Annotated in this window: 22 protein-coding genes and 3 tRNA genes; 9 read left to right on the top strand and 16 right to left on the bottom strand. The window is 63.3% G+C overall.

The window, feature by feature from the left end:
- Nucleotides 1–449 precede the first annotated feature (449 nt).
- Nucleotides 450–1,451: a dTDP-glucose 4,6-dehydratase gene (rfbB, locus tag IEX78_RS23440; protein ID WP_188831250.1), complete on the top strand. Its 1,002-nt coding sequence runs from the start codon at nt 450–452 to the stop codon at nt 1,449–1,451.
- 27 nt (nt 1,452–1,478) lie between these two features.
- Here rfbB and IEX78_RS23445 read toward each other — a convergent pair whose 3' ends face one another.
- Together IEX78_RS23445 and IEX78_RS23450 are read right to left on the bottom strand one after the other, a co-directional pair.
- Nucleotides 1,479–3,002 (bottom strand): DUF2142 domain-containing protein, encoded by a 1,524-nt coding sequence (locus IEX78_RS23445; protein WP_188831251.1) that lies wholly within the window; start codon nt 3,000–3,002, stop codon nt 1,479–1,481.
- Complete coding sequence (locus tag IEX78_RS23450; RefSeq protein ID WP_188831252.1) at nt 2,999–3,958, bottom strand: glycosyltransferase; 960 nt, start codon at nt 3,956–3,958, stop codon at nt 2,999–3,001. Before IEX78_RS23450 ends, IEX78_RS23445 begins: the two co-directional genes overlap by 4 nt.
- A gap of 79 nt (nt 3,959–4,037) precedes the next feature.
- Between IEX78_RS23450 and IEX78_RS23455 the strand changes: the two genes are divergently transcribed.
- Together IEX78_RS23455 and IEX78_RS23460 are read left to right on the top strand one after the other, a co-directional pair.
- Nucleotides 4,038–4,562 carry a GtrA family protein gene (locus IEX78_RS23455; protein WP_229684296.1) on the top strand — a complete coding sequence of 175 codons (525 nt, stop codon included), beginning with the start codon at nt 4,038–4,040 and terminating at the stop codon, nt 4,560–4,562.
- 105 nt (nt 4,563–4,667) lie between these two features.
- A complete protein-coding gene (locus tag IEX78_RS23460) occupies nt 4,668–6,554 on the top strand; it encodes a glycosyltransferase (protein ID WP_188831253.1) in 1,887 nt (628 codons plus the stop codon).
- A 56-nt stretch (nt 6,555–6,610) separates the two neighbouring features.
- Here IEX78_RS23460 and glfT1 read toward each other — a convergent pair whose 3' ends face one another.
- The 4 genes from glfT1 to IEX78_RS23480 all read right to left on the bottom strand — a co-directional run bounded on the left by glfT1 (nt 6,611) and on the right by IEX78_RS23480 (nt 9,894).
- On the bottom strand, nt 6,611–7,573 hold the full coding sequence (gene glfT1 / locus IEX78_RS23465; RefSeq protein WP_229684298.1) for a galactofuranosyltransferase GlfT1: 963 nt from the start codon (nt 7,571–7,573) through the stop codon (nt 6,611–6,613).
- A complete protein-coding gene (wzt, locus tag IEX78_RS23470; RefSeq protein WP_188831254.1) occupies nt 7,570–8,370 on the bottom strand; it encodes a galactan export ABC transporter ATP-binding subunit Wzt/RfbE in 801 nt (266 codons plus the stop codon). The genes glfT1 and wzt overlap by 4 nt, the downstream gene beginning before the upstream one ends.
- Nucleotides 8,371–8,382: 12 nt before the next feature.
- Nucleotides 8,383–9,264, bottom strand: coding sequence for a galactan export ABC transporter permease subunit Wzm/RfbD (gene wzm / locus IEX78_RS23475; RefSeq protein ID WP_373291647.1), 882 nt, complete (start codon nt 9,262–9,264; stop codon nt 8,383–8,385).
- 111 nt (nt 9,265–9,375) lie between these two features.
- The gene (locus IEX78_RS23480; RefSeq protein ID WP_188831256.1) at nt 9,376–9,894 is read right to left on the bottom strand and encodes a bacterial proteasome activator family protein; all 519 of its coding nucleotides are present in this window, start codon (nt 9,892–9,894) and stop codon (nt 9,376–9,378) included.
- 59 nt (nt 9,895–9,953) lie between these two features.
- Here IEX78_RS23480 and IEX78_RS23485 point away from each other — a divergent pair, with 59 nt between their 5' ends.
- Entirely contained in the window at nt 9,954–11,156 is a 1,203-nt protein-coding gene (locus IEX78_RS23485; RefSeq protein ID WP_188831257.1) for a cysteine desulfurase-like protein, read from the top strand.
- A gap of 9 nt (nt 11,157–11,165) precedes the next feature.
- On the opposite strand, the gene IEX78_RS23490 is transcribed toward IEX78_RS23485, so the two are convergent.
- Entirely contained in the window at nt 11,166–12,149 is a 984-nt protein-coding gene (locus tag IEX78_RS23490) for an NAD(P)H-quinone oxidoreductase (RefSeq protein ID WP_188831258.1), read from the bottom strand.
- Nucleotides 12,150–12,230: 81 nt separating this feature from the next.
- Between IEX78_RS23490 and IEX78_RS23495 the strand changes: the two genes are divergently transcribed.
- Nucleotides 12,231–12,315, top strand: a tRNA-Ser gene (locus IEX78_RS23495).
- 369 nt (nt 12,316–12,684) lie between these two features.
- On the opposite strand, the gene IEX78_RS23500 is transcribed toward IEX78_RS23495, so the two are convergent.
- The 3 genes from IEX78_RS23500 to IEX78_RS23510 form a co-directional block, all read right to left on the bottom strand.
- Nucleotides 12,685–12,757 (bottom strand) — tRNA-Arg (locus IEX78_RS23500).
- A 41-nt stretch (nt 12,758–12,798) separates the two neighbouring features.
- A tRNA-Ser gene (locus tag IEX78_RS23505) sits at nt 12,799–12,888 on the bottom strand.
- 93 nt (nt 12,889–12,981) lie between these two features.
- Nucleotides 12,982–13,713: a dienelactone hydrolase family protein gene (locus IEX78_RS23510; protein ID WP_188831259.1), complete on the bottom strand. Its 732-nt coding sequence runs from the start codon at nt 13,711–13,713 to the stop codon at nt 12,982–12,984.
- Nucleotides 13,714–13,769: 56 nt separating this feature from the next.
- Between IEX78_RS23510 and hisC the strand changes: the two genes are divergently transcribed.
- Nucleotides 13,770–14,840, top strand: coding sequence for a histidinol-phosphate transaminase (hisC, locus tag IEX78_RS23515; RefSeq protein WP_188831260.1), 1,071 nt, complete (start codon nt 13,770–13,772; stop codon nt 14,838–14,840).
- Here hisC and IEX78_RS24470 read toward each other — a convergent pair.
- Together IEX78_RS24470 and nicT are read right to left on the bottom strand one after the other, a co-directional pair.
- Nucleotides 14,837–16,558, bottom strand: a complete 1,722-nt coding sequence (locus tag IEX78_RS24470) for a glycoside hydrolase domain-containing protein (protein ID WP_229684300.1) — start codon at nt 16,556–16,558, stop codon at nt 14,837–14,839. The two genes, hisC and IEX78_RS24470, sit on opposite strands and share 4 nt — an antisense overlap.
- Nucleotides 16,559–16,699: 141 nt before the next feature.
- Nucleotides 16,700–17,731: a Nickel transporter NicT gene (gene nicT / locus IEX78_RS23530; RefSeq protein WP_188831296.1), complete on the bottom strand. Its 1,032-nt coding sequence runs from the start codon at nt 17,729–17,731 to the stop codon at nt 16,700–16,702.
- Nucleotides 17,732–17,970: 239 nt separating this feature from the next.
- Here nicT and IEX78_RS23535 point away from each other — a divergent pair, with 239 nt between their 5' ends.
- A complete protein-coding gene (locus IEX78_RS23535) occupies nt 17,971–19,068 on the top strand; it encodes a nitric oxide synthase oxygenase (protein ID WP_229684303.1) in 1,098 nt (365 codons plus the stop codon).
- Nucleotide 19,069: 1 nt separating this feature from the next.
- Here the strand turns inward: IEX78_RS23535 and IEX78_RS23540 are convergent, their stop codons facing one another.
- Together IEX78_RS23540 and IEX78_RS23545 are read right to left on the bottom strand one after the other, a co-directional pair.
- A complete protein-coding gene (locus IEX78_RS23540) occupies nt 19,070–19,777 on the bottom strand; it encodes a maleylpyruvate isomerase family mycothiol-dependent enzyme (protein WP_229684304.1) in 708 nt (235 codons plus the stop codon).
- Nucleotides 19,778–19,787: 10 nt separating this feature from the next.
- Complete coding sequence (locus IEX78_RS23545; RefSeq protein ID WP_188831262.1) at nt 19,788–20,183, bottom strand: RidA family protein; 396 nt, start codon at nt 20,181–20,183, stop codon at nt 19,788–19,790.
- 86 nt (nt 20,184–20,269) lie between these two features.
- Between IEX78_RS23545 and IEX78_RS23550 the strand changes: the two genes are divergently transcribed.
- Nucleotides 20,270–21,838 (top strand): esterase-like activity of phytase family protein, encoded by a 1,569-nt coding sequence (locus tag IEX78_RS23550; RefSeq protein WP_188831263.1) that lies wholly within the window; start codon nt 20,270–20,272, stop codon nt 21,836–21,838.
- Here the strand turns inward: IEX78_RS23550 and IEX78_RS23555 are convergent.
- Nucleotides 21,831–22,517: a DUF998 domain-containing protein gene (locus IEX78_RS23555; RefSeq protein ID WP_188831264.1), complete on the bottom strand. Its 687-nt coding sequence runs from the start codon at nt 22,515–22,517 to the stop codon at nt 21,831–21,833. The genes IEX78_RS23550 and IEX78_RS23555 overlap by 8 nt on opposite strands.
- Before the next feature lie 87 nt (nt 22,518–22,604).
- On the opposite strand from IEX78_RS23555, the gene IEX78_RS24590 reads away from it, so the two are divergent.
- Complete coding sequence (locus IEX78_RS24590; protein ID WP_268240927.1) at nt 22,605–22,730, top strand: hypothetical protein; 126 nt, start codon at nt 22,605–22,607, stop codon at nt 22,728–22,730.
- Here the strand turns inward: IEX78_RS24590 and IEX78_RS23560 are convergent.
- Nucleotides 22,727–23,875 (bottom strand): DNA cytosine methyltransferase, encoded by a 1,149-nt coding sequence (locus IEX78_RS23560; protein ID WP_229684306.1) that lies wholly within the window; start codon nt 23,873–23,875, stop codon nt 22,727–22,729. The two genes, IEX78_RS24590 and IEX78_RS23560, sit on opposite strands and share 4 nt — an antisense overlap.
- Nucleotides 23,876–23,896: the final 21 nt, after the last annotated feature.

Here is a 23,896-nt window from a genome sequence, read left to right on the forward strand (position 1 = left end):
GTCGGTGGTGATGACGGCCTTCGAGTTGTCGACGACCTGGGCGTTGTAGTTGATCGGGGCAGCGGCTTCGGGTGCATCAGCGTGCACGGTGCCGGCGGTGACGCCCATGGCAGCGATCAGCAGCGCCGAAGTGGCGGCGAATTTCCTCATCAGCATTTCGTAGAACCTCGATGTTGGAGCGTTCGGAGGGGACTCGCTAGATCAAAAGCCCCAGCAGCTAACGCGCGGTGAACCCCCTGTGTCGTTCTATTCAAATTCTGTTCACCATCCATACCCCAGGCTTAGTTGGCTGAGAGAAACCTGAGCCTGAGCACGTCTTTTGCCAATAAAACCGACTCCGAGTCGTAACCTCCCTAGGGGTAAAGTGATGGAGATCACACGGCTAATAAACGGGCTGTTTCGTTTCGTGAACGGTTCAATCACCTTCGCGCCCCACGTATCCTGATTGGGTGCGACTGCTCGTAACCGGCGGGGCCGGGTTCATTGGTGCGAATTTCGTCCAACAGACCGTTGCAACGCGGCCTGATGTTTCGGTGACGGTGCTCGACGCACTCACCTACGCGGGAAACCGCGCATCACTCGATTCCGTTGCCGACAAAATCGATTTCGTGCACGGCGACATCGCCGATCTCGACCTCGTCGACAATCTGGTCAGCGGGGTCGACGCGGTTGTGCATTTCGCCGCCGAGTCGCACAACGACAACTCACTCGCCGAACCGTGGCCGTTCGTGCAGACGAATATCGTTGGCACGTACTCACTTCTCCAGGCAGTGCGCCGTCACGAGGTGCGCTACCACCACGTTTCCACCGATGAGGTTTACGGCGATCTCACCGAAGAAGATCCGGCGTTCACCGAAAACACCGCATACAACCCGTCGAGCCCGTACTCGGCCACGAAAGCAGGCTCTGACCTGCTTGTTCGCGCGTGGACTCGCTCGTTCGGCGTCAAGGCCACGCTGTCGAACTGCTCCAACAATTACGGCCCGTTTCAGCATGTTGAGAAATTCATTCCGCGCCAAATCACGAATCTGATCGACGGGGTCCGCCCGCGCCTCTACGGTGCGGGACATCAGATCCGTGATTGGATCCACGTCGACGACCACAATCGTGCTGTTTTCGACATTCTCGAACGCGGCCGAATCGGTCAGACCTATCTCATCGGCGCGCAAGGTGAACTCGACAACCTCACCGTCGTGCGACTCATTTTGGAAGCTTTTGGACGCCCTGCCGACGATTTTGATCACGTGACAGATCGCCCCGGTCACGATCAGCGCTACGCCATCGATGCGTCATTGCTTCGCGAGGAACTTGGCTGGGAGCCGCAGTACGCCGATTTCCGTGCGGGACTTGCCAACACGATTGCCTGGTATCGCGACAATGAGGATTGGTGGCGGCCCAAAAAAGCCGAAACTGAACTCGCTTACGCGACTGCGGGCGAGAAAACGCTGTAACTCGCCCGCGCTGCGGTGGTCTGGGATTTATCCCCAGATCACCGTGTAATACGTTGCGGCAGCGGCAATTAGCGCGATACTCGACGCACTAACGATCGCGATCGCGGTGCCCTTAAGGGGGGTCTCGCCTTCAGAGTTGGTGAGCCGCAACGGAACCCACCGTGCAACGAGTGCGAGCCCGACGATCGCGAGCGGCACGAAATACCGGCCCTGTACGCCGTCAATGAGGTAGAAACCGACCGGGGTGAAGGACATGTACAGCGTCACGTAGATCATCGCCACGCTGGCAAGCAGCGTCAGCAGCACGATCACGGCGCGCTTGGTGTTAATCGCGGCAGCCGTGAATCGATCGGCGATCCCGAAACTCACCGCGATCGCGATCAGGCAGGCAAGCATCGACACCGCGGGCACGTCAACGTAGGCGAAGCCGAGTTCACCGAAGAATTGGTTGAACCAGCGGTGGTCGCGCAACGCGATCGACTCGCCGAAGGTGTGAATGAAGTCGATCGGGTGACTCAATACGCCCTTGAGCTGGTCGCCAGGTCGGACCTGGTACCACTGCTCGGGCTTGCGCATCAGCCCCATGCCCTCGCCGGTTGGCGCGGCGATCTTGGTCCACGCGAGGAACAGTGCGAGACCGGTGGCGGCGAACGCGGCGGGAACGAGTCGCCATTTGCCGGTGAAACCGAGGCGCGAAGGCGGCACAGCAACGATCAACATCGCGAGCAGCACGTAGGTCGGCTTGCTCAACGGCAGCAAAATCGCGGTCGCGAGGAACGCGGCGGTCTCGTACGGACGCAGTCGCGCGCCGATAAACAGCGACTTCACTAACAGCGCCGAGACGAGAATCGCGAGCGCGTTGGTCAGCGTGTCAGCGGTGACCGTCCCTGCCTGGAACAGCGCGATCGGCAGGACAGCGATGGTGAACGCGATCCACTGACTGCGATGGCGTCGCAGCGTGAACAGCGCGAAACTCACCACACTCACGTAGGCGACCAGCCCGGCGAGGCGCGTGAGCAGGTACATCCCGCCCACATTGAGCCCGAGCGCTTCGCCGACGCGAATACCAATCGCGGTCGGCACGTACGGGACTGGCGAATATGCGGCCGTGTTGGTGAACCACATTGTTTTGGTAGCCGAGCTGATCGACGCCGATCCGAGCCGGTCGTAGGCGCCGGGGTCGGCGACCATCGCGTCGGGCTCTTCGGGGTTGTCGTTGTAGTCGCGGAACGCGTAATCCATGAGCGCGTCGACGCTGACCGGAATCTCGCCACCGTAGGCGACGCCGCGCCCGTCGGCGATGCGCTGCGGGAAAACACCACCATGCGCGACCTGGTATGCCCGACCGAATTGCGTCAGCTCGTCGTGCCCCCAAAACGGGGGAGTGAGCACCGCGAAAATCGCGCCGAACACCGTCGCGATGATCGCGAACGCGCAGGTAGCCGCGCCAAAACGATTCAGCACCTTGCCAAGCCAGCCAGCTTTAGCGACCGGATCTGCCGCGGCAGGTTCCCCAGGCTCAGCCGCAACCGTGGAAATCTCCGCCGTCACCGCGACGCCTCAACCGTGCCGTTCACTCCCGGCGCCGAGTACCGCAGGTAAACCAGGCGAGCGGCTTCATGCCGCGAGCGCCGAATGCCATCGAGAATCCAGCCAGCCGTCCACGCGAGACTGCCCAACAGCATCAGCGTGAACGCGAAAAACAGCGTGGGGAACCGTGGAACGGTGTGGGTGTTGTAGAACTCGACGACGATCGGAATGGTCAAAATGATCGAAATCAACCACGCGACAGTGCCGAACAAACCGTAGAAAGCGACTGGCCGTTCATGCCGGGCGAGCCCGAGAATCAGCGCGAGAATCTTGGTGCCGTCGCGGTAGGTCCGCAGCTTCGATTCGCTGCCAGCGGGCCGGTCACGGAACCCGACGGGCACCGCGGTCTGCGGGACACGTAGGTGCAGCGAGTGCACGGTGAGCTCGGTTTCGATCTCGAATTCGCGCGAGACAGCGGGGAAGCTTTTGACGAAACGGCGCGAGAAAACGCGGAATCCGCTGAGCATGTCTTCGACGTTTTCGCCGAAAACCTTGCCGACAACGCCATTGAGCACCTTGTTGCCAGTCTCATGACCGGACCGGTACGCGTTGGCTTCTTCGTCCTGTTTGCGCACGCCAAGCACGTGGTCGTACGGGCCGTCGAGCAGCGTCGCGATCATCTCCGGTGCCGCCGACGCCTCGTAGGTGTCGTCGCCGTCGATCATCAGATAGATGTCGGCTTCGATGTCGGCGAAGGCGCGGCGCACAACATTGCCCTTGCCCTTGGTGTTTTCGTACCGCACGATCGCGCCAGCTTCCCGCGCGCGTTCGGCGGTGGCGTCGGTGCTGCGGTTGTCGTAGACGTAGACGACGATCCCAGGAACCGCGGCCTTGAGGTCGGTGACGACCTTGGCGACGGCTGCCTCTTCATTGTGGCAGGGGACCACGGCGGCAATGCGAAGCTCGGTGGAGTCCACCCGGGTCAATCCTCGATGTTTTGGGGGCAGTCGGTCACCGGGAGGGTACAGGATTAACGCGACGCGCTACCGTCGAGCGGTGTCGCAACCAGGTGAGCCCGCAAGTGGCTCGTTGTTTTCCAAAGTAGTAACCGCATTGCGGCAGGGCGCGGCGTTCTTGATTGTCGGCGCGATTGGGTTCGTAGTCGATGCAGGTACATACAACTTGTTGGTGTTCTGGGGCGGCGGCTTTTCCTTCACCGAAGGTGTGCTCTATCACTCGCCGTTGCTCGCGAAAATCATCGCGATCGCAACCGCGACGGTGGTCACCTACTTCGGCAATAAGTGGTGGACGTTCTCACACAAGAAGACAGACAACCCGCTGCGCGAATACGTGCTTTACGCGGTTTTCAATGTTGTCGCGATCGGCCTGCAACTGGGCTGCCTCGGCTTTTCTCGCTACGTGCTCGACCTCGCGTCACCGCTCGCCGACAACATTTCCGGCACGCTCATCGGGCAAATCGTCGCCGTTGTGTTCCGCTACTGGGCTTACGACAAGTTCGTCTTCACCGGCTCGGCAGCGAATGACGAGCAACACGCGCGAGGCGCCGCTACGCATCACTGAGCCCGCACCTGCGGTGTGCGATTGATATCCTCACCCGCGCGGCGACGACCCATTTCTGTGACTGCCTGCGTCGGCGCAGTCGATACCGAGAATTTCGAGGACCCCATGGACCAGTCGGCTATTGAGGCCGTAACCGAATCCAACGACGCGCCCGCAGCTCTGCGCGGCGGCCACCCTGCACCTGCCCGCCTTGTCCTTGCCCGCGGCATTTTCACTGGTCCGTCAGCGAAGGTGAGCGACGAACTTTATGCCGTCGTCAAGGGCGGTCACGCGGTTCGGGACCGGCACAGCATTCGCGTGCCAAAGGGCGCTACCGCCCACACCAACACTTACTTCGGCCGGTTCGCCGCGAGCTACTGGCAGCGCTGGACGACGGTCACCGAGGTAACGGTGAGCGCGCTGCTCGACGTGACCGGCAAGGCCAACGTGCGCCTCGTCGCGTCCGATATCGCAGGTCACCGCCGCATTATCGCGACCGCAGTCGCGACGGCGAGCGGGCCGGTCACGCTTACCGCGCCGCTCGACCAGTACGTCGACGGCGGCGCGCTGTGGCTTGAATTCGACGCGGTCGGCGGCGAGTTGGGCATTAGCGAACTGGCTTGGACGGCTGCCGCGCCAGAGCAGCTGCGCCCGGTCGCGATCGCGATCTGCACGTTCAACCGTGCCGAGGATTGCGCGCACACCGTCGCCGCGCTGGCTTCCGATGAGACCGTGCTCGCCGCGATCGACGCCGTCTATGTCGTCGACCAGGGCACTGATCTGGTCGAAGACCGCCCGCTGTTCCAGCAGGTGAAGCCCGCTTTCGGCGACAAGCTGCGGTACCTGCGCCAGCCGAATCTTGGCGGCGCTGGCGGCTTCACTCGTGGCCTGTACGAGGTTTCGGCGACCAACGAACATGCCGACGTGATCCTCATGGACGACGACATCCTGTGCGAACCGGAAACGGTGTTGCGCTTGCAGGCGTTCGCGAATCTCACCGTCGAACCGACGCTTGTCGGCGCGCAGATGCTGTTCCTGCTTAACCCCGACTTCCTCAACGTCGGTGCCGAGGAAGTGCATCTGCACGAACTCAAGCACGGCCAGAAGGTGCCGAAGGCGCTGCGCAACACGTCGATGTTGAAGAAAAACCAGGAACGGCGTGTCGACGCGGGCTACAACGCGTGGTGGACGTGCCTGATCCCGGCTGAGGTCGTGAAAAAGATCGGCTTGCCCGTCCCGATTTTCTTCCAGTGGGACGACGTCGAATACGGCATCCGCGCACGTGAGAACGGTTTCGTCACCGTCACGCTGCCGAACGCTGCCGTCTGGCACGCCGACTTCTACTGGAAGGACTACGACGACTGGGCGCGGTACTTCTCCACCCGCAACTCCCTGATCGTCGGCGCGCTCCACGCTGATCTCGACGGCAAAGCCATCACCAAGGACTTCTTCCGCTACATCGCCGAGCACCTCGTCGGCATGCAGTACGGCCTCGTGCACACCACGTTGCAGGGCATCGAGGACTTCATGAAGGGTCCGCAGATCCTGCGCGACGGCGGCATTGACGCCCTCGCCGCCGCCCGTTCGTCGCGTGGTGACTACCCCGAGACGATCAAGCACCCGGCCGCGACGCCGCCGGTGAACTCCGCCGACATCTCGATCCGTCGCGCGAGCGGCGAGCCGAGTCGGGTCACGCTTGTGCTGATCAAGCGCGCGATCGCGCAGTGGACCGGGCGCACGCAGAAGGGCCTGATCGGCGTCACGCGCGAAGACGCGCACTGGTGGCACGTCGGCCTGTTCGACCACGTGGTCGTCACCGACGCTTCGCAGTCGGGCGTGCGCGTGCGTCAGCGCGACAAGGCACGCGCCCGCGCGCTGCTGATCCGCACGTTCCGCACGCTGCGCAAGCTGCGTAAGGAGCTGCCCGCGTTGCAGGCGCAGTACCGCGCCGCGGTGCCGGAACTGACGAGCCGCGAAAACTGGGCGCGCCTGTACGGCATCGACCCGAGCTAGCAACAGCAAAAATCGCCGCGCTCCCAACTGGGAACGCGGCGATTTTTTTGTCTGGGTTAGTCGGGTTTGCCGAAGTGCTCGTTGCGGCCGAGCGAGCGAAGCCGGAACCACTCCTTGAGCCCCGCCGGGTCGCGGCGCGTGACGAGGAAGAACCAGGAGAAGCGAATCCACTCCTGTGGCAACAGCTTTCGCATCCCAGGTTGCGACATCAGGTACCCGCGGTTGCGGTAGGTGAAGTAGCGCTTCACCGGATCGTCGGGGTACTGGGTGTGCATGCGGCCGCCGAGAATCGGCTTGAATTCCTCAGCGCCGTTCGGGTGCAAGTACGCCGTTTGCAAGCAGGTGCCGAACGGCAGGCCCGAGCGCACAAGTCGACGATGCACCTCGACCTCATCGCCGCGAACGAATAGCCGCAGGTCGGGAACACCAATCAGGTCAACAGCTTTCGCCGAGATCAGCGCGCCATTGAACAGCGAAGCGATGCCGGGCAGGAAGTCTTCGTCGCCGAGTTCGGAACGCAGCCGTCGCCACACGACGCCACGACGCAGCGGGAACGCGAGCCGGTCGGGCTCGTCGATGTCGCACACCACTGGCGAAACCTCGACGAGATTGTGACGGCGAGCGCAATCGATCAGCGTCGCAAGCACTTCCGGCCCATCGGGGCGACCGTCGTCGTCGGCCAACCACACCCAGTCGGCACCTTGGGAAAGCGCGTGCAGCATGCCGAGCGCGAACCCACCAGCACCGCCAAGGTTGTGGCGCGACCCAAGGTAGGTCGCCTCAATCGGCTGCTGCGCGACGAGTTCAGCGACTTCGTCCTCGTTGGCATTGTCGACGACGATCAGGTGGTCGATCGGACGCGACTGTGCCGCAAGCACTTTCAGCGACTCGGCAAGCAGCTCGCGACGCTTATGCGTGACAACAACCGCGACGATGCGCGCGGACGGCCCGGTGTCGGTGGTGAGATCGGCCAACTCAGCCCCCGCGGGTAGTTCGGCATCATCGGGCAGCGCGGTCATACACTCTCTCGTTCTAGCTCTCGAAGTACCTGTGCCACATGGTTTCCCGCTTCCGGGCCCTCATACGCACGAACGACGTCCTCAATCCCGCCGTGCTCACGGATCTGACCGTGGTCGATCCACATCGCGGTATCGCACAGTTGGGCGAGAAACTCATTGGAATGGCTTGCGAAAACCAGGATGCCTGAGCGTGCGACCAGCGACTGGAGTCGCGTGCGCGCCTTCTTCATGAACTCCGCGTCGACCGCCCCGATGCCCTCGTCGAGCAGCAGGATTTCGGGGTCGATTGAGGTGACAACACCCATCGCGAGTCGCACGCGCATACCGGTCGAATAGGTGCGCAGCGGCATCGAAAGGTACTCGCCGAGCTCGGTGAAGTCGGCGATCTCGTCGATTTTCGCGAGCATCTGCTTGCGGGTTTGACCGAGGAAAAGGCCGCGAATGATGATGTTTTCGTAGCCCGAGATTTCCGGGTCCATGCCGACGCCGAGGTCGAAAACTGGTGCGACGCGGCCGCGAATGCGCGCGCTGCCGCGTGACGGTTCGTAGATGCCCGACAGCAGCCGAAGCAGCGTCGACTTGCCAGCGCCGTTGTGGCCGACAAGGCCGACGCGGTCGCCTTCCTTGAGCGAAAGCGTGATGTCGCGCAGTGCTTCAACAACGACAACGTCGGAGCCGTTGCGCCCGATCGCGCCGCCAGCTTTGCCGAGGAACGCCTTCTTCAACGACCGTGATTTGGCGTCGAAAATGGGGAACTCGACCCACGCTTGCTGGGTTTCGATACTCACACGACTCATCGGGGCAAGCTCCTAAACCCAGTACGGAACACGGGCGCGGTACTGCTTGAGCGCGAACACCGCAACCACCCAGCCGACGACGGTGATGACGCCAACGACGGCCCAACTGCGCCAGTGAACGGGGTCGCCGAGCAGGGGCGCGCGCACGATTTCCAGGTAGTGGTAGGTGGGAACGATCTCGACCAGCTTCGCGCGGTCCGACAGCTGGCCGCCCGCGTCTTGCAGCGCCTTCGTTGACCACATGACCGGCGTGAGCACGAACAACATCAGCGTCATCGAACCGAGGATCGGCGCGATATCGCGGTAGCGAGTGGCGAAAATGCCGAACACGATCGACACCCACATCGCGTTCGCGAACAGCAACAGGATGGCCGGAATCGCGAGTAACAACGACCAGCCGAGGTCGCGCCACACCGCGAACACAACGATCAACAGCACGTAGATGGCCGCGTTGTGGATGAAGAAGAGGAATTGCCGCCAGACCAGGCGATATACGTGCACACTTAGCGCGGACGGGAGCTGTTTGATCAGCCCCTCGTTCGCGATGAACACGTCGGCACCCTCAAGGATCGAAGCGCTGATCACGCCCCACACGATCAAACCGATCGTCACATAGGGCAGGTATTCGCGCAGCGGTTGATTGAGCAACGTCGAATACAGCAGGCCCATCGCGAGCGCTTGCAACGCGGTGGCGATGGTGATCCAGAACGGGCCGAGCACCGAGCGGCGGTAGCGCTGTTTGATGTCTTGCCAACCGAGCGATAGCCAAAGCTCACGCTGTCCGAACCCTGCGCGCATGTCTGCGAACGCGCGCTTGAACGTCTGGGAATCCGAAACGATCGGGTCCGGCGTGTGGGGTTCGGGAGTTACGGAATGCACGGGGCTCTCTTCAATACGCGCGTCAGCCTGATCGGAGACCGAATCGGGACGAGCGGCAGCTGCGGGCACGCTGCCGAACATTACAGGGTTGGTCTGACAGGCGGTCGGTTGCGGTTATGGACCCGTCTACAGATATTGGCCGCCACCGACGTGCTGGTTAACACCCTTGGCGTCGCCCGAGTGCAGGCCAGGTGGCAGGGCTCCTTGACGCATTTGCTCAAGCTGTGCTCGCGCGGCCATCTGCTGGGCGAACAACGCGGTCTGGATACCGTGGAAAAGCCCTTCCAACCAGCCGACGAGCTGGGCCTGAGCGATGCGAAGCTCGGCATCAGACGGCACGGAATCCTCGGTGAACGGCAGGGTGAGACGTTCGAGTTCATCGCGCAATTCCGGCGCGAGACCCTGCTCAAGCTCGTGCACCGACGACTTGTGAATCTGCATCAACCGAGTGCGGCTCGCGTCGTCAAGGGGAGCGGCACGCACTTCTTCAAGCAGCTGTTTAATCATCGTGCCGATGCGCATGACCTTGGCTGGCTGCTCGACCATGTCGGCGAGCGACTCGGCCGCGTCGTTCGGTGCTGCGACAGTGTCTTCGGACGGGGTGATCACTTCGATGTCTTCGGGTGCGTCCTCGGAATGTGTCATAGACCCATCATGGCCGACGCGGTTACCCCACGGCGCTCGCTGCCCTTAAAGTGGCCTCCATGACTTATGACGTCGCGAGGGTCCGGGGCCTTATACCGTCCCTTGGCGACGGCTGGATCCATCTGGACCCGCAGGCCGGGATGCTGGTTCCCGATTCGGTATCTCGGGCCGTCTCCACAGGTTTTCGCACCTCCTCTTTCGCCCACACCGGCCGTTACGGCGCGGCCAAGCGCAGCAGCGCGATCCTCGACGCCGCCCGCGAAGCCGTCGCTGACCTGGTCGGCGGCGACCCGGCTGGCGTTGTGCTCGGGCCCGACCGCGCGGTTCTGCTCGCCTGGCTAGCCGAGTCGCTGAGCTCGCGTCTTGGGCTTGGCACCGGCATCGTGCTGTCGCGTCTCGACGATGAAGCCAACGTCGCGCCCTGGTTGCGCATCGCCAACCGGTACGGCGCGCACGTGCGGTGGGCCGAGGTCGAGATCGAAACCTGCGAGATGCCGTCGTGGCAGTTCGAAGAACTCATCGGGCCCACCGCGCGCCTAGTCGCATTGACGGCGGCGTCGCCGATCGTCGGGTCCGCGCCCGCGGTGCGCGTCGCCGCCGATCGCGTGCATGACGTTGGCGGCCTGCTCGTCGCCGACTGCTTTGGTGCGGCCCCTTACGCGCTCATCGACATCGACGAACTCAATGCCGACGTTGTCGCGTTGAGCGCGCCGTCGTGGGGTGGACCGCAGGTCGGCGCGCTTGTTTTCCGCGACCCCGCGTTCTTGGACCGCATCCCATCGATGTCGCTTAACCCCTATGCCAAGGGGGCTGAACGACTTGAAGTCGGTGGGCATCAATACGCGCTGCTCGCCGGGCTCACCGAGTCGATCAACTTCCTCGCCAAACTCGACGACCGCGCCCGTGGCACCCGTCGCGAACGGCTTGAACTGTCGATCACGTCGTTGCAGGACTACCACGACCAACTCTTCGACCACCTGATGCAGGTGCTTGAGAAGATCGATGGGCTCACCGTGATCGGTCGCGCGTCAACCCGCATTCCGACCGTGAGTTTCACCGTCGCGGGGATGCAGGCCGAGAAGGTTGCGGCGCGCTTGGCTGACGCCCGCATTGGCACGGTCAGCGGCGTGCACGGTGGCAGTCGACTGCTCGACGCGCTCGGCGTGAACGACGAGGGTGGCGCGGTCACGATCGGCCTCGCGCCCTACACCACCCGCTACGAAATCGACCAGCTCGGCCGAGCGCTCGCCACGTTGCACTGAGGTACTCGGTTACTCGGGGACGGTCAAGACCACTTTGCCGAAGGTGTCGGGCGAGCTCAACAGTTCCTGCCCGCGCCCAGCTTCAGTGATCGGCACCTCGGCCGAAATCACCGGGATGATGTCGCCAGCCGCGACAGCGGGCCACATGTGTTCGCGCACCGACGCGATCACTTCGGCCTTGCTGTACGGGCCCGTGGTTGGTCGGTTGCGCAGGTTCGTCGCGGTCACCGAACCCCATTTGCCAAGCAGCGCAGCGATATTCAACTCGCCCGTCGCTCCGCCCTGCATGCCGATGATCACCAGATTGCCGTGCGGCGCGAGCGCTTCAACGTTGCGGGTGAGGTAGGCCGCGCCCATGTTGTCGAGAATCACGTTCGCGCCGCCCTCGCCAGCGACCACCGCGACGAAGTCCTCGGTCTTGTAGTTAATCCCGATGTCGGCCCCGAGCCTGCGGCAATGCGCGAGCTTCTCGTCCGAACCAGCGGTCACCGCGACCCGCGCGCCGAGCTGTTTACCCACCTGAATGGCCATCGTCCCGATGCCGCCGCCGCCGCCATGCGCGAGCAGGAGCTGGCCCTTCTTGAGCCCGGCGGTCATCACAATGTTCGACCACACTGTCGCTGCGACCTCGGGCAGCCCAGCCGCCGCGACCGGGTCAACGTCGGGCGGAATCGGCAACACCTGCGTGGCCGGAACGGCGACCCGCTGCGCGTAACCGCCACCGGAAAGCAGCGCGCACACCGGATCGCCGACCTTCCAGTCAGTGACGCCGTCGCCGAGCTGGACGATCCGCCCCGAGCACTCAAGCCCGAGAATGTTCGACGCACCCGCGGGCGGCGGATACTTCCCCTCCCGCTGCATGATGTCGGCCCGATTCACCCCCGCCGCGATGACCTCAATCAGCACTTCACCGGGCTTAACTTCCGGGTCAGGAGCTTCGGTCCACCGCATCACATCGGGTCCGCCGAACCCGTCCAATTCGATTGCGTACACGCTGCCCATCCTGGCCGCTAAACCACGGAGACAGCCTCAGGTTGGGGGGTATGTCGCCGAATCAGTTACCATCGCGATGAAGGAGACGTGGCAGAGCGGCCGAATGCACTCGCCTTGAAAGCGAGCATGGGTAAAACCATCGGGGGTTCAAATCCCTCCGTCTCCGCAGGGCTGTTCCGCCTCCCCGAGTCTCAGGCCAGATCTAGGAGCGGGGAGGCGTAAGCGTTGGCGACCGGCGGATGTGTTGGCTGGTCGCCTTTGCTGTGGTTGGGGAGTTACCCGCAGCTCACCCGCCTCTCCGCGACTTAGGCCAGATCTAGCTGCGGGGACCTTTGCGTTGGCGGCCAGCGGTTGTGTATCTGGTTGCCTTTGCTGTGGTTGGGGAGTTACCCGGAACTTCCGTGCTGCTGCCCTCACGTTGGTTCGGCTGATCTGGGTGCGGGGTGCTTTTCGCTGGCGAGTTCCGGTTGTCGCGAGGTGGCCTCTACCAAAACGAAGTTCGCCCCCACCAAAGCTGGTGGGGGCGAATTCTTTGTGCGCCCGAAGGGATTCGAACCCCTAACCTCTTGATCCGTAGTCAAGTGCTCTATCCGTTGAGCTACGGGCGCATGTGTCCTGCATATTTAGTTGTTACCCAGCGAACTGGGTGTGGCGGAGGCGAGAGGATTTGAACCTCCGGTCCCCGTGAAGGGACAACTCATTAGCAGTGAGTCCCATTCGGCCGCTCTGGCACGCCTCCTGGAGCCTTCTCTTTCGAGGGCACCGGTTCTTCTCGAACCGCCGGGAATGAAGATTACACGAGCACACCCACGTCTCCAAAACGCCTGGTCAACTACCGTAAATTGGCGTCGAACCAATCGTAGACGCGGTGGCGTGCCGCCAACTCGTCGCGTAAATCGGCTTCTGACCGACTTCCGTCGCGATCTGGGCGGTGTCCAAGGCCTTCATAAACGACTGTGAGACTGGCCACGTCGGCTGCCGCGGTGGCGTCGCGTAGGCGGTCGACGGCCGCTGGATCGGTGTCGTCGGCACCGAAAAGACCAAGCCAGGGGGCGCGCAAGTTGGCGGCGATGTCGACCAGCGCGCGTTCCTGGGCGGCCAACGGCTCGATGATGCCAACCGGCGCGACGCTCACCGCAGCGCCAACCGGCCGGTCCGTCGCGACAAGGAACGCGGCCGTGCCCGCGGTGTCGAACCCAAGCACCCCGATGGTGTCGGCGAACACCCCGCGCTCGACGAGCCAGTCGAAACCCGCGTCGAAGTCGTCGAACAGTTCGGCACCGAACACCTCGTGCACGTTCTCGTCGACGATTCGGGCGAACAGGTGCGGTGCGACGACGATCCAGCCCTCGTCGGCCAACGCGCTCATCAGGGCGAGCACCTGCGGCGAGAACTCGCGCGATTCGTGCAACATCACGATGCCACCGCGCGCGACGCGTTCGGGTTCGATGACGGTGATCGGGACTTCGGTGCGGACCACATCAAGCACCGCGCCAGCGGCGGAGGTCTGCGCTGACCTGAGCCGAGCGGACGCTCGGTAATGGGCTGGGAGTTGTCCCGGCATATACCCAGCGTAGGCGCGGAAAGTGCGGTTGGGTAGGGCCTGAGTAGGGTGAAAGCGTGACTGCGCACATTCGGCCCGATCTCGCGACAATCCCGGCATACGTTCCCGGCCGCAACCACCCCGACGCGGTGAAGCTAGCTTCCAACGAAACCACGTTTGGGCCGCTACCCGCAGCAACGAAGGCGATCGCCGAATCGGCCGAACTGTCGAACCGGTACCCCGACAATCAGGTCACCGAATTGCGCACGGCACTCGCCGACTTCCTGGACGTTGGCGTCGAAAACGTCGCGGTCGGCTGCGGCAGCGTCGCGTTGTGTCAGGAACTCGTGCAGATCACCTGCGATGCCCCAACCGACGAGGTGCTGTTCGCCTGGCGCTCGTTCGAGGCGTACCCGATCGTCACACAGGTCGGCAACGCGACGTCGGTGACCGTGCCGCTCACGCCCGACCACCTCCACGACCTCGACGCGATGGCCGACGCCATCACCGAGCGCACCAAGCTGATCTTCGTTTGCAACCCGAACAACCCCACCGGCACCGCCCACGGCACAGCCGAACTCGAACGGTTCCTCGATCGCGTGCCCGAGCACGTGCTCGTTGTCCTCGACGAGGCCTACTACGAGTACATGCGTCTCACCCCTGACACGGTGCCCAATGGCGTCGAGATCGGCCGCTCCCGGCCCAATGTGGTGGTCCTGCGCACCTTCTCGAAGGCGTACGGCCTGGCGGGCCTGCGGGTTGGCTACGCCGTCGGCGCACCCGACGTGATCGCGGCGCTCATGAAGGTGCACATCCCGTTCAGCGTGAACCGCGTTGCGCAGGCGGCCGCGATCGCTTCGCTTGAGGCACGCGGCGAGCTCCTTGAGCGCACCAATGTGCTTGTGGCCCAACGTGATCAGATCGCCGAAGCCCTCATCGATGCCGGTTATCCGGTCGCGGCGAGCGAAGCCAACTTCCTCTGGCTGCCACTTGGCGACAAGGCAACCGCCTTCGCCGAAGCGAGTGCCGCCGCTGGCGTGCTCGTGCGACCGTTCGCCGGCCACGGCGTGCGCGTGACCGTGGGCGACCCGCACGAAAACAACCGCTTCCTGACTTTCGCGACGGATTCCGCCGCGCAATTCACCTAGGCCGTCTCCGACAGTGGCGTATCAGGTTCGCCCGAATTACGAAGCGCGACAACCTGTCCGGGGGCCCAGTAGACGCGCCCGAACTCGAATTCTTGGTAGGCCCCGTCCTCAAGTGGACGCTCGTCGGACGTGGGCCAGCCGAGTTCGCCGCTGACGCCACCCGCAGCGCGCCAACGGTCGCCAATCGCGCCGTGGACCCAGTACCCGGGACGGCCAGCTCGCCGATAGATCGTGCCGCCCTGAAATGCTTGGCTCACTCCGGGTTTCGGTGCGGGAACGTCGTTGACCTCGATGCGTTCCTCCGTGGGATAACCGAGCGGCCCACGCTCCCACCGCAATTCCGCGTACTTCTCCATGATCGACGTTGGCACCGCATGCGGACCCGTTGTCGGATGCCAGTAGACAAACCCGTTGTCGAACTCGGCAAACCGACCAACCCCGTCGGCAGTCGGAAGTTCGCCGTTCGTGCGTCGAGCGCCAAGCCACGGCGTCGCGGCTGCTCGGTCGTCAATCGCGTTCGGCACCGGACCCACGCTCCCTGCGTATTCAGCGACATAGCTGGCGAAAACGTCCCACGGAAAGTTCGACCCAACATCGGTGTGACTGCCAATTCCCAGCGCTTGGGTGATGTAGTGATGGTCGGTGATGCCTTCTGCCACGTGGTACGGCGGCGCGATGACCTCGGTCGAAAACCCATGCTGGCGTGCGCTGCGCACCGCGATGAACGCGGCGATACGCAGATCGGCGTCAATGGCCAACCACTGCGCACGCGACCACGCGACTCGACTTCCCGCGAAGCAGAGATTGACGGTGAACGCGTTCGCCGACAGCACCGACCACGACGCGAACTGTTCGTCGACCACCCGCGCGAGTACGGAATCGCGCAGCGTGTAGTGGTAGGAGACGCCGTTGTTCGGATTGTTGAGGTACGCGGCTAGCGACTGCGCGGTGCCGTTGCCCTCCTGCGTATGCAGGATGAAGTTGGTGATGCGAGCCCCGTCGCGCGAATCGTAGGACCCGCCAAGCAGATCCAGCTGCTCAAAAGGCGGCGCGCTGATCGCGGGACGATCGAGGGTCCACTGCCCGTAATCCGGTGCGAGGATGTCATTCACGTCGACCGAGGTGCCGTCGATCAAGGGACCCGGGTTGGTTGGCGTATCAATGATTCGCTGATACAGCACAGCTCGCGCTTCACGTTCACTACCTGACCACGCACGTGTCTGCCATGCCCAGCTGAACCCGCCGCGCGACCCGATGACGCCGTCCTGAATGGCCCACGCGCACGCTCGCGAATGGGCGTATATCCCCGTCCATTCCACCCCGAGTACGGCGTTGACGCCGCGAAAGAACTCGACCGCGGTGCTGTTCCACTCGGCCAACGTGATGTCTTGGTCGATCGCGAAGAAGATCGGCGCGCGACGCGGAGCGCCGAGACTGAGGTGCGTTGCGAGTGCCTGCTCGGCCATCCGCCGACCGCCGTCGAAACCCGTTGTGAAGTCCGACGGTGTCGCATCGCCCGGCTTGCCAAATTGCCAGATAGAGACGATTTCCAGCCCGGTTGCCCGCAGTTCGTCGGCGTAGGCGCGGGTGATGGGCTTCGCGCCAAAGTTAGCTCCCGGCCTGCTCGGCGAGACGTAGGCGAGGACAGCACTGTGACCCGCGGCACGAATCGCGGATGGCTTGATGAGTCGAGCAGCGAAGTCAACGGCAGTGGCCATAGTTCAAACCCCTTGCGCCAGCGTGGTTTCAAGACAGGAACGGGGGCGAGCAACGCCGAAGCCGGTGATACTTCACAGCTATCGACGCGTTCGATGATCCACGATCTTGGCCACGAGGGCAAGGGGTTCGCGCGAATTCAGCTAACTCTTCGCGAGTTTCGCGTTCCAGCGTCGCTCGACGTCGCCGAAGCGCCAGAAACCAAGCGCCACAGCCCAGGTCGCGATGAAAACGCCGACCATGATGAAGCCGAGATCGCCCAGGTCAAGGCCGCCGATCCACGCGACAGGGCCCGACTCGACCTTGAGCTGCTCGTGCACGATCGAGATCACTTCCTGCACTCCGATCATGAGCGCGACCAGCACCGAGAGGCCGGTGATCACGAGGTTGTAATACACCTTCCGCACCGGTCGAGCGAACGCCCAGAGGTACGCGCGACTCATGAACGCGCCGTCGAGCGAGTCGAAAAGCGTCATGCCAGCCGCGAACAGCACGGGCAGCACGAGGATTGAGTACCAGGGCAGGTTCGTCGCGGCGGCACCGCCCGCGATCACGAGCAGGCCGACCTCGGTGACGGTGTCGAAACCAAGACCGAAAAGGAACCCGACCGGGTACATGTGTCCAGGTCGACGCACCAGTCGGACAACGGGGCTAAGGATGCGGTTGAGTAGGCCGCGCCGATCCAATTCGCGTTCAAGCTGTTCTTCATCGAAGTCGCCGCGCTTCATTTGCTGGAAAACGCGCCAAATGGCAATCAGCGATGCGAGATTCAGCAAGCCGATCACGATCAGGAAGGTGCCGGACACGCCGGTTCCCCATAGACCTGTCCATGTTTGGAGTGCGGAATTCTCGTCTTCGATATTGGTCGCGACAGCACGGACGCCAAACGCGATCAACGCGACAAGAAGAAATACCACGCTGGAATGCCCAAGCGCGAACCAGAATCCGACGGTGCGCGCCGGTTTGCGTTCGGTACCCGCGACGAGCTTGCGCGTTGTGTTGTCGATAGCGGCGATATGGTCGGCGTCGAAGGCGTGCCGCATACCGAGCAGGTAGGCGGTAAGGCCGAGACCAACACCAAAAACAGTTCCTTGCACGATATTTCGTTCAGGAACGACAAAGAAGAGCAGCGTTCCCCAGCCAATTACGTGCAGGGCGAGCACTGCCGCGCTCATCCCAATCACGTCCCGGCCGAAATTGCCTTTACCCACGTCAGCCGCCTTAAGTGTCGCTGTCAACCAATGGATCAACGGTAGCGCGTTGACCTTGTCATGGGTCGTTTACGTCGGGCTGGGAACGCAATCATGCGATTCCTGGCACACCGTCAGCACGCGGGCATAGGCTGGATCGCACTGCATCGCGTTGCCCAACGGAGTCGTACGTGAACCACGTAAAGCAAGATGAAGTACCAAGTGTGACAAGAGCTTTGCTCGATCCCAAGCTCGACATCGAGCGTCGTCTGCGCGAATGTGACGAGTTCTTTCGCAGCCCAGAACTCGCCCACATCCCCGCCCAGCGAAGGACGAGCGCCCTTCGTCAACTGTCGGAGGAAGGCACGTATCGCCAGACCGCTGAGGAGATCCTGCTCGGCGCGAAGCTGGCGTGGCGCAACCACGCACGCTGCGTTGGCCGAAAGCATTGGCGCGCGCTGAAATTGCTCGATGCGCGTCGAGTGACGACGGCTGCCGAACTCGCGGACGTGTGTTGGCAACACCTTCGACTCGCGACCAATGGTGGCGCGATTCAGTCGATGATTACCGTCGGCCCGCAACAGGGCGTCGACGGGTCGCGATTCCAAATTATGAGTAGTCAGTTGATTCGATACGCCGGTTATCGCAACGGGGATGGCACGGTCACCGGTGATCCGGCCAATATCGATGCGACTGAGCACGCGGTCAAGCTGGGCTGGGAAGGTGCTGGCACACCATACGACGTGCTACCAGTCGTCATTGAGACGCCTGATGAAGAGGCGCAATATTTTGATGTGCCAAAAGAATTGGTGCAGGAAGTGCCGCTAAGCCACCCGGACTTTCCGTGGTTCGCTGAACTTGGCTTGAAATGGCATGCGCTGCCGGCGGTTTCAAATATGGATTTGGAAGTGGGCGGAATTACGTACCCGTTCGCGCCATTTAACGGATGGTATGTGGGCACTGAAATTGGCGCGCGCAATCTAAGCGATACCGACCGCTACAACATGCTCCCGTTGATCGCCGACATGATGGGTTTGGACACGTCATCGGTGCGCACACTGTGGCGCGACAAGGCCCTAATCGAACTCAACCACGCGGTTCTCCACAGCTTCCGCACCGAAGGCGTACACATGGTCGACCACCACACGGTGGCAAAACAGTTCTGCGACCACGTGGCACGCGAGGAAGCGGCGGGCCGCAAATGCCCAACAGACTGGACGTGGATCAACCCGCCAATCTCGTCAGGCTTGACCCCCACCTTCCACCGCTATTACGACGACCCGGACATGGAAGTCCGCCCGAATTTCGTGAAGAGGGTGTGAGCTACTTCCACGCGGGCAGTTCCGGTAACGGGCCTGCCAAGTCGTCGCCCGGTGAGCGGCCGATTAGCCATGCCGCCAAGGACGCCGACGGGCCCATCACCGTGTGGGTCGGGCGACCTGGGCCGATTGTCGCGATGAAATCGCTGTCGGTCGACTGCAAGTCGAAGGTTTCGACCGAAGAGCCGTCGAGTTTCGCCGACAGGTCCGCTACCGCTTCCGGGAGCAGGCGCGCGACAAAGTCGGCGGACCAGGCAGCCGGCGTGAAGCCCACGTCGAGGTCAAGCAGGTGAATCTCGGTCTCGCGCAAGCGCATCCACGGGATGTCGCTCGCGGGCAATGTTCCGCCCTGCCGATTGCGGACGGGTCCAGTCCATGCGTCGTCGGGCATTGTCGAAGCGACCGCAGCCCAGCGGTGTGCCGATGCCGTGAAGTCCGCGTACTGCACGGCTAGGCTTCGGTCGGCCCCGGTCTCAATGTCTGCGTCGCGTGCTTCCAGACTCGCGTACTGCGGGATCTCGATACCCGTGCGCGCCCATAACAGCAGGTTGAGCAGGCTATCGGCGTTGCGCGCCATGTGTGCGACGACGTGTCCGCGCGTCCAGCCAGGCAGCCGCGACGGCTCGCGAAGTTGCTCATCGGTGAGCCCCCCGACGGCGGCGTCAAAGCGAGCGGTCGATGCGGCGACTTGGTCGAGCAAAGGGCTGGTCACACGGCTGAGCCTACTCAGTGATGACCGCGTCGGCCTCGATCTCGACCAACAGTTCCGGTGCGATTAGCGCCGAAACCTCAACCATCGTCGCCGCTGGCCGCACCGATCCGAAAACTTCAGCGTGTGCGGCAGCGACCTCGGGCCACCGCGAAATATCGGTAACGAAGATTCGCGTGCGAACAACGTCAGCACAAGAAGCCCCGGCCTGCGTGAGAGCAATCCCGATACGCGACAACACTTCTCGCGTCTGCGCGCCGATGTCGTCACCACCAACCGCACCGCCGCCGACAACCGAAGCCGTCGTCCCGCTCACAAATACCGAAGACCCAACGCGAACCGCACGCGAATACCCGACCACATCCTCGAAATCCGACGCCGACGAAATGTTGACCCGTTTAGCACTCATACCTGTCACGATGGGGCACGCGTAAGCCGGGCACAATTCATTTCCGCGTTGGCTGCCCGTCGAGTGACCGGAGTACGCATGCTCCCATGACTCGACCAGCTCTACGTCTCCTCCCGCTGACCGCCGCGTTGTGCGCCGCGGCCGCTGTCGCGGGCTGCTCAACCAGCGCAACCGACGGTTTCACCGCGACGAAGGACAAGCCGCTCGTCCTTTCGCTCAATGACCTCACCAGCAAGTCGGGCAAGAGCGCTGTCGTCGGCGTGAGCGCCCAGCCGGGCCACGGCACCGTCACCAAGCGCGCCGACGGCGCCTACGTCTACACCCCGGCCGCCGGTTACACGGGCACCGACGAGTTCAAGGTGACCACAACCGACGCGGTTCGCCTCTACACAACCAACGTCCCCGCGCTCGGCGAGTTCGCTGGCACGACCGTGCAGGGCAGCGGCTTCGGTTCATCGTGGACGGCAGTGCCCGGCACCACCGACGAGTTCTACGGACTCACCGACCGTGGTCCGAACGTCGACGGCCCTGGCAAGAACGAAAAGCTTTCGCCCACCCCGTCTTTCGTTCCCAAGATCGGCCGCTTCAAGTTGGTCGACAACCAGGCGGTGCTGCAGTCGAGCATCGAACTCAAGAACAAGGCGGGCGTGCCGTTCAACGGCCAGGTCGACACGTCGGCGAGCACCGGCGAAACCATCAAGGACCTGCAGGGCAACGTGCTGCCCGCGACCGATCACGGCATCGACCCCGAAGGCATCGTCGCGCTCGCCGACGGCACGTTCTGGGTGTCAGACGAGTACGGCCCGTTCATCGTTCACTTCGACGCCAAGGGCACCGAGATCGAGCGACTGTCGCCCGGCAACGGTCTGCCGAAGGAAATCGCGCTGCGCACGCCCAACCAGGGCATGGAAGGGCTGACGATCACGCCCGACGGTTCCACGCTGGTCGGCGTCGTCCAGTCCGCGCTCAACACCCCGGGCCTCGTCGGTTCGGCCAAGGATGTGCCGCTCGCGCGAATCGTGACCGTCGACTTGAAGTCGAAGGACATCAAGGAATTCCTGTACCCGTTGCAGGATCCGAAGCAGAACAAGGTCGCCGTTTCCGAGATCACGGCGCTGAGCGCGACCACCTTCCTCGTCGACGAGCGCGACGGCAACCTCGCGCCCAAGGCAGACAAGAAGCTGTGGACCATCGACATCTCCGGCGCGACTGATATCGGCCCGCAGAGCAAGGTCGGCGTTTACGACGCCGAGAAGGGCGGCGTGCTGATCGACGGCAAGGCGATCGAAACCCTGGTCGGTGGCGTTTCGACGAACGACGCGGTCGCCGCGTTGAGCAAGGTCGGCATCACGCCGGTCGCGAAGAAGAGCAACCTCGACATCAACGCGCTCGTCGTTAGCCTCGACGCCGAAGGCAAGTTCTTCGGCCACGACAAGATCGAGGGCATTTCCAGCCCGGACGGCGGCAAGACCATCTACATCGCGAACGACAGCGATTTCGGCCTGGCAGGCAGCAAAGGTGAGCTGCCGCCGTTCGCACTGAAGCCGAAGGTGCTGCCCGACGGCACCCAGGACACGGGCGAGGTGCTGCGCGTCGACACGTCGAAGCTGCCAGCCAAGACCGAGACTTACACGGTGAAGGTGACGGTCAAGTAGTTTGCTTCCGACCCTCGATCAGCACCGCGACACCGAGGGTCACCAACCAGGCCGACATCGCGCCGACCTGGATGCGCTGGGCGATGCCGAGCGCGTAGTTTCCGGTCAGGTTGTCGGCGATCAGCATCCAGATGGTCGCCGACAACCCGACTACCAGCACGACAACGCCGAATTCGCGAAGAATTCGCCACCGGTGATAGCGGAAGGCCGCGACGCTGAACGCGAACGCCGCGACGGCGATCGACGTGACCGCGAGCGAACTCGTGAACGCGTGCGGCTGATGCAGCTGCGGAAAAAGTTCGCTTGTCGAACAGTTCTCAACGGCCGGATCGCAATCGTGCAACGGCAGCATCGCGTCGGCGATCGTCGCGGCACCGAAGGCCATCAGCGCCACCCAGCCGACGGTCGTGAACCGCCTTCGCGGAAACACCAAAAGGCCGCATAACGCGGCAGGGATCAGCAGCAATCCGGTGAGTTTGTCAGCGCTAGCGAACACGTCGCGATACGGTTTTCCTTCAGCGTCGAGCTCGCTCAAAAACGTGTTTACCGGGTCGGTGTTGACAGGCAAAACGAACTCAAGCACCCACGCCGAGTAGCAAAAACCCGCGCCGACGACAGCGCAAGCGATCACTGGCGCTAACACGCGAGCGGCCCGTCCGTTTGCTGCCACGTTGTCCATTGTGCTGCCGCGGTGCTGAACGTTCAGGTTGCTGTCAGGTTCGACAGGCAGGATGGGCTTGCCAGAACCAATTAGTGGAGGTGCCGAATGAACTACGCGATCACGCTCACCGGACTGGCGATGGTGCTCGGCACTGTCATGGCCTCGGTCGCCGCGATGCGCGCTTCGGCCCGCCCGGAGCCGGTCCCGGTTCGAATTAACGACAAGCGCTAGCTGGTAGCTGGCCAGCCGCCCATTCGGTCGAGGTGCGCGCGCACGTCATCGAGAAATCCTGGCGGAAAGCGCAGCGTGCCCATGTCGGTGCGGCGCAGAAAACCCGCCGTCGCGCGTGGCGATAGCAGTCGCGCGTCGGTGAGAAAGTTTTTGAGGTCCTCGTACGGTTCACGCACGGGCCAAGTCGAAACGTCAACGCGGTAGACAGTGCCCGCGTGCCCCCATGCCGCGCGTGGCCACGGCGAACCCGGGCTCAGCGGTTCGCCCAGCGTCAGTGCTTCGCCCGGGCTAGCTAGTTGTTCGCCGAGCCAGCTCGCCATGCGCACGCTCACCGCGTTGCCAACCAATTTCCAGCGATGCCCACCGCGCACGCCTGCCGCGTTCGTCGCGGGTGCGGTCCAGTCGGCGGCGAATCCTTGCAGGCGTTCGGCGTCGGTGATGCCGGGTGTCACGAGTTCGCCAGCGGGCAGCCGAACAGCGGGTGGGCTCGCGATGCCGAGGCCGGAACCGCCCTTCAGCGTCGGGACCGCGTTCACCGCCCAACCAAGTCCGCGCACGCCTTCGGTCCAGTAAAAGCCGCATGGGTCGCGGTCGGGGTCGCCGTATTCGCGCGGCCCGGCATCGTCGCTGAAGAGGACATGCCGCGGGTCGTCGGTGCGAGAAGCGAGCATCAGCACGCGCTGGCGACGCTGGGGGAGGCCGAACGCGCGACCGTCGACGACGCGATAAGCCCAAAGATAACCGAGGTCCTCAAGTGCCGACGTGATGTGCCGCATGGCCGCGCCCTGGCCAAGTTGAAGCATGAATGGGACGTTTTCGATCAGTAGCCAGCGTGGGCCGCGCTGTCGGCGGACGAGGCGGAAAACCTCGTCTACCAGTCCGGATCTTCGTCCTGTTATGCCCGCGGTACGTCCTGCCTGCGAGAGGTCCTGACAGGGAAAGCCAGCCGCGACGAGTTCCGTGCCAGCGGGCAGTGAGCGCAAACGGGTGATGTCGGCATGGAGGTCGACGCCCGGGAAACGCGCGCGCAGTACGCCCTGGGCACCCGGATCGATTTCGCAGAGCAGTTCAGTCGACCAACCGTGTTCGCCCAGGCCGAGTTCGAGGCCGCCGATTCCGGCGAACAGCCCGACCGCGCGACCCACGGTTCCTCCTGTTTTCGCCCG

It is taken from the genome of Nocardia camponoti, assembly GCF_014646135.1.
Classification (GTDB): Bacteria; Actinomycetota; Actinomycetes; order Mycobacteriales; family Mycobacteriaceae; genus Nocardia; species Nocardia camponoti.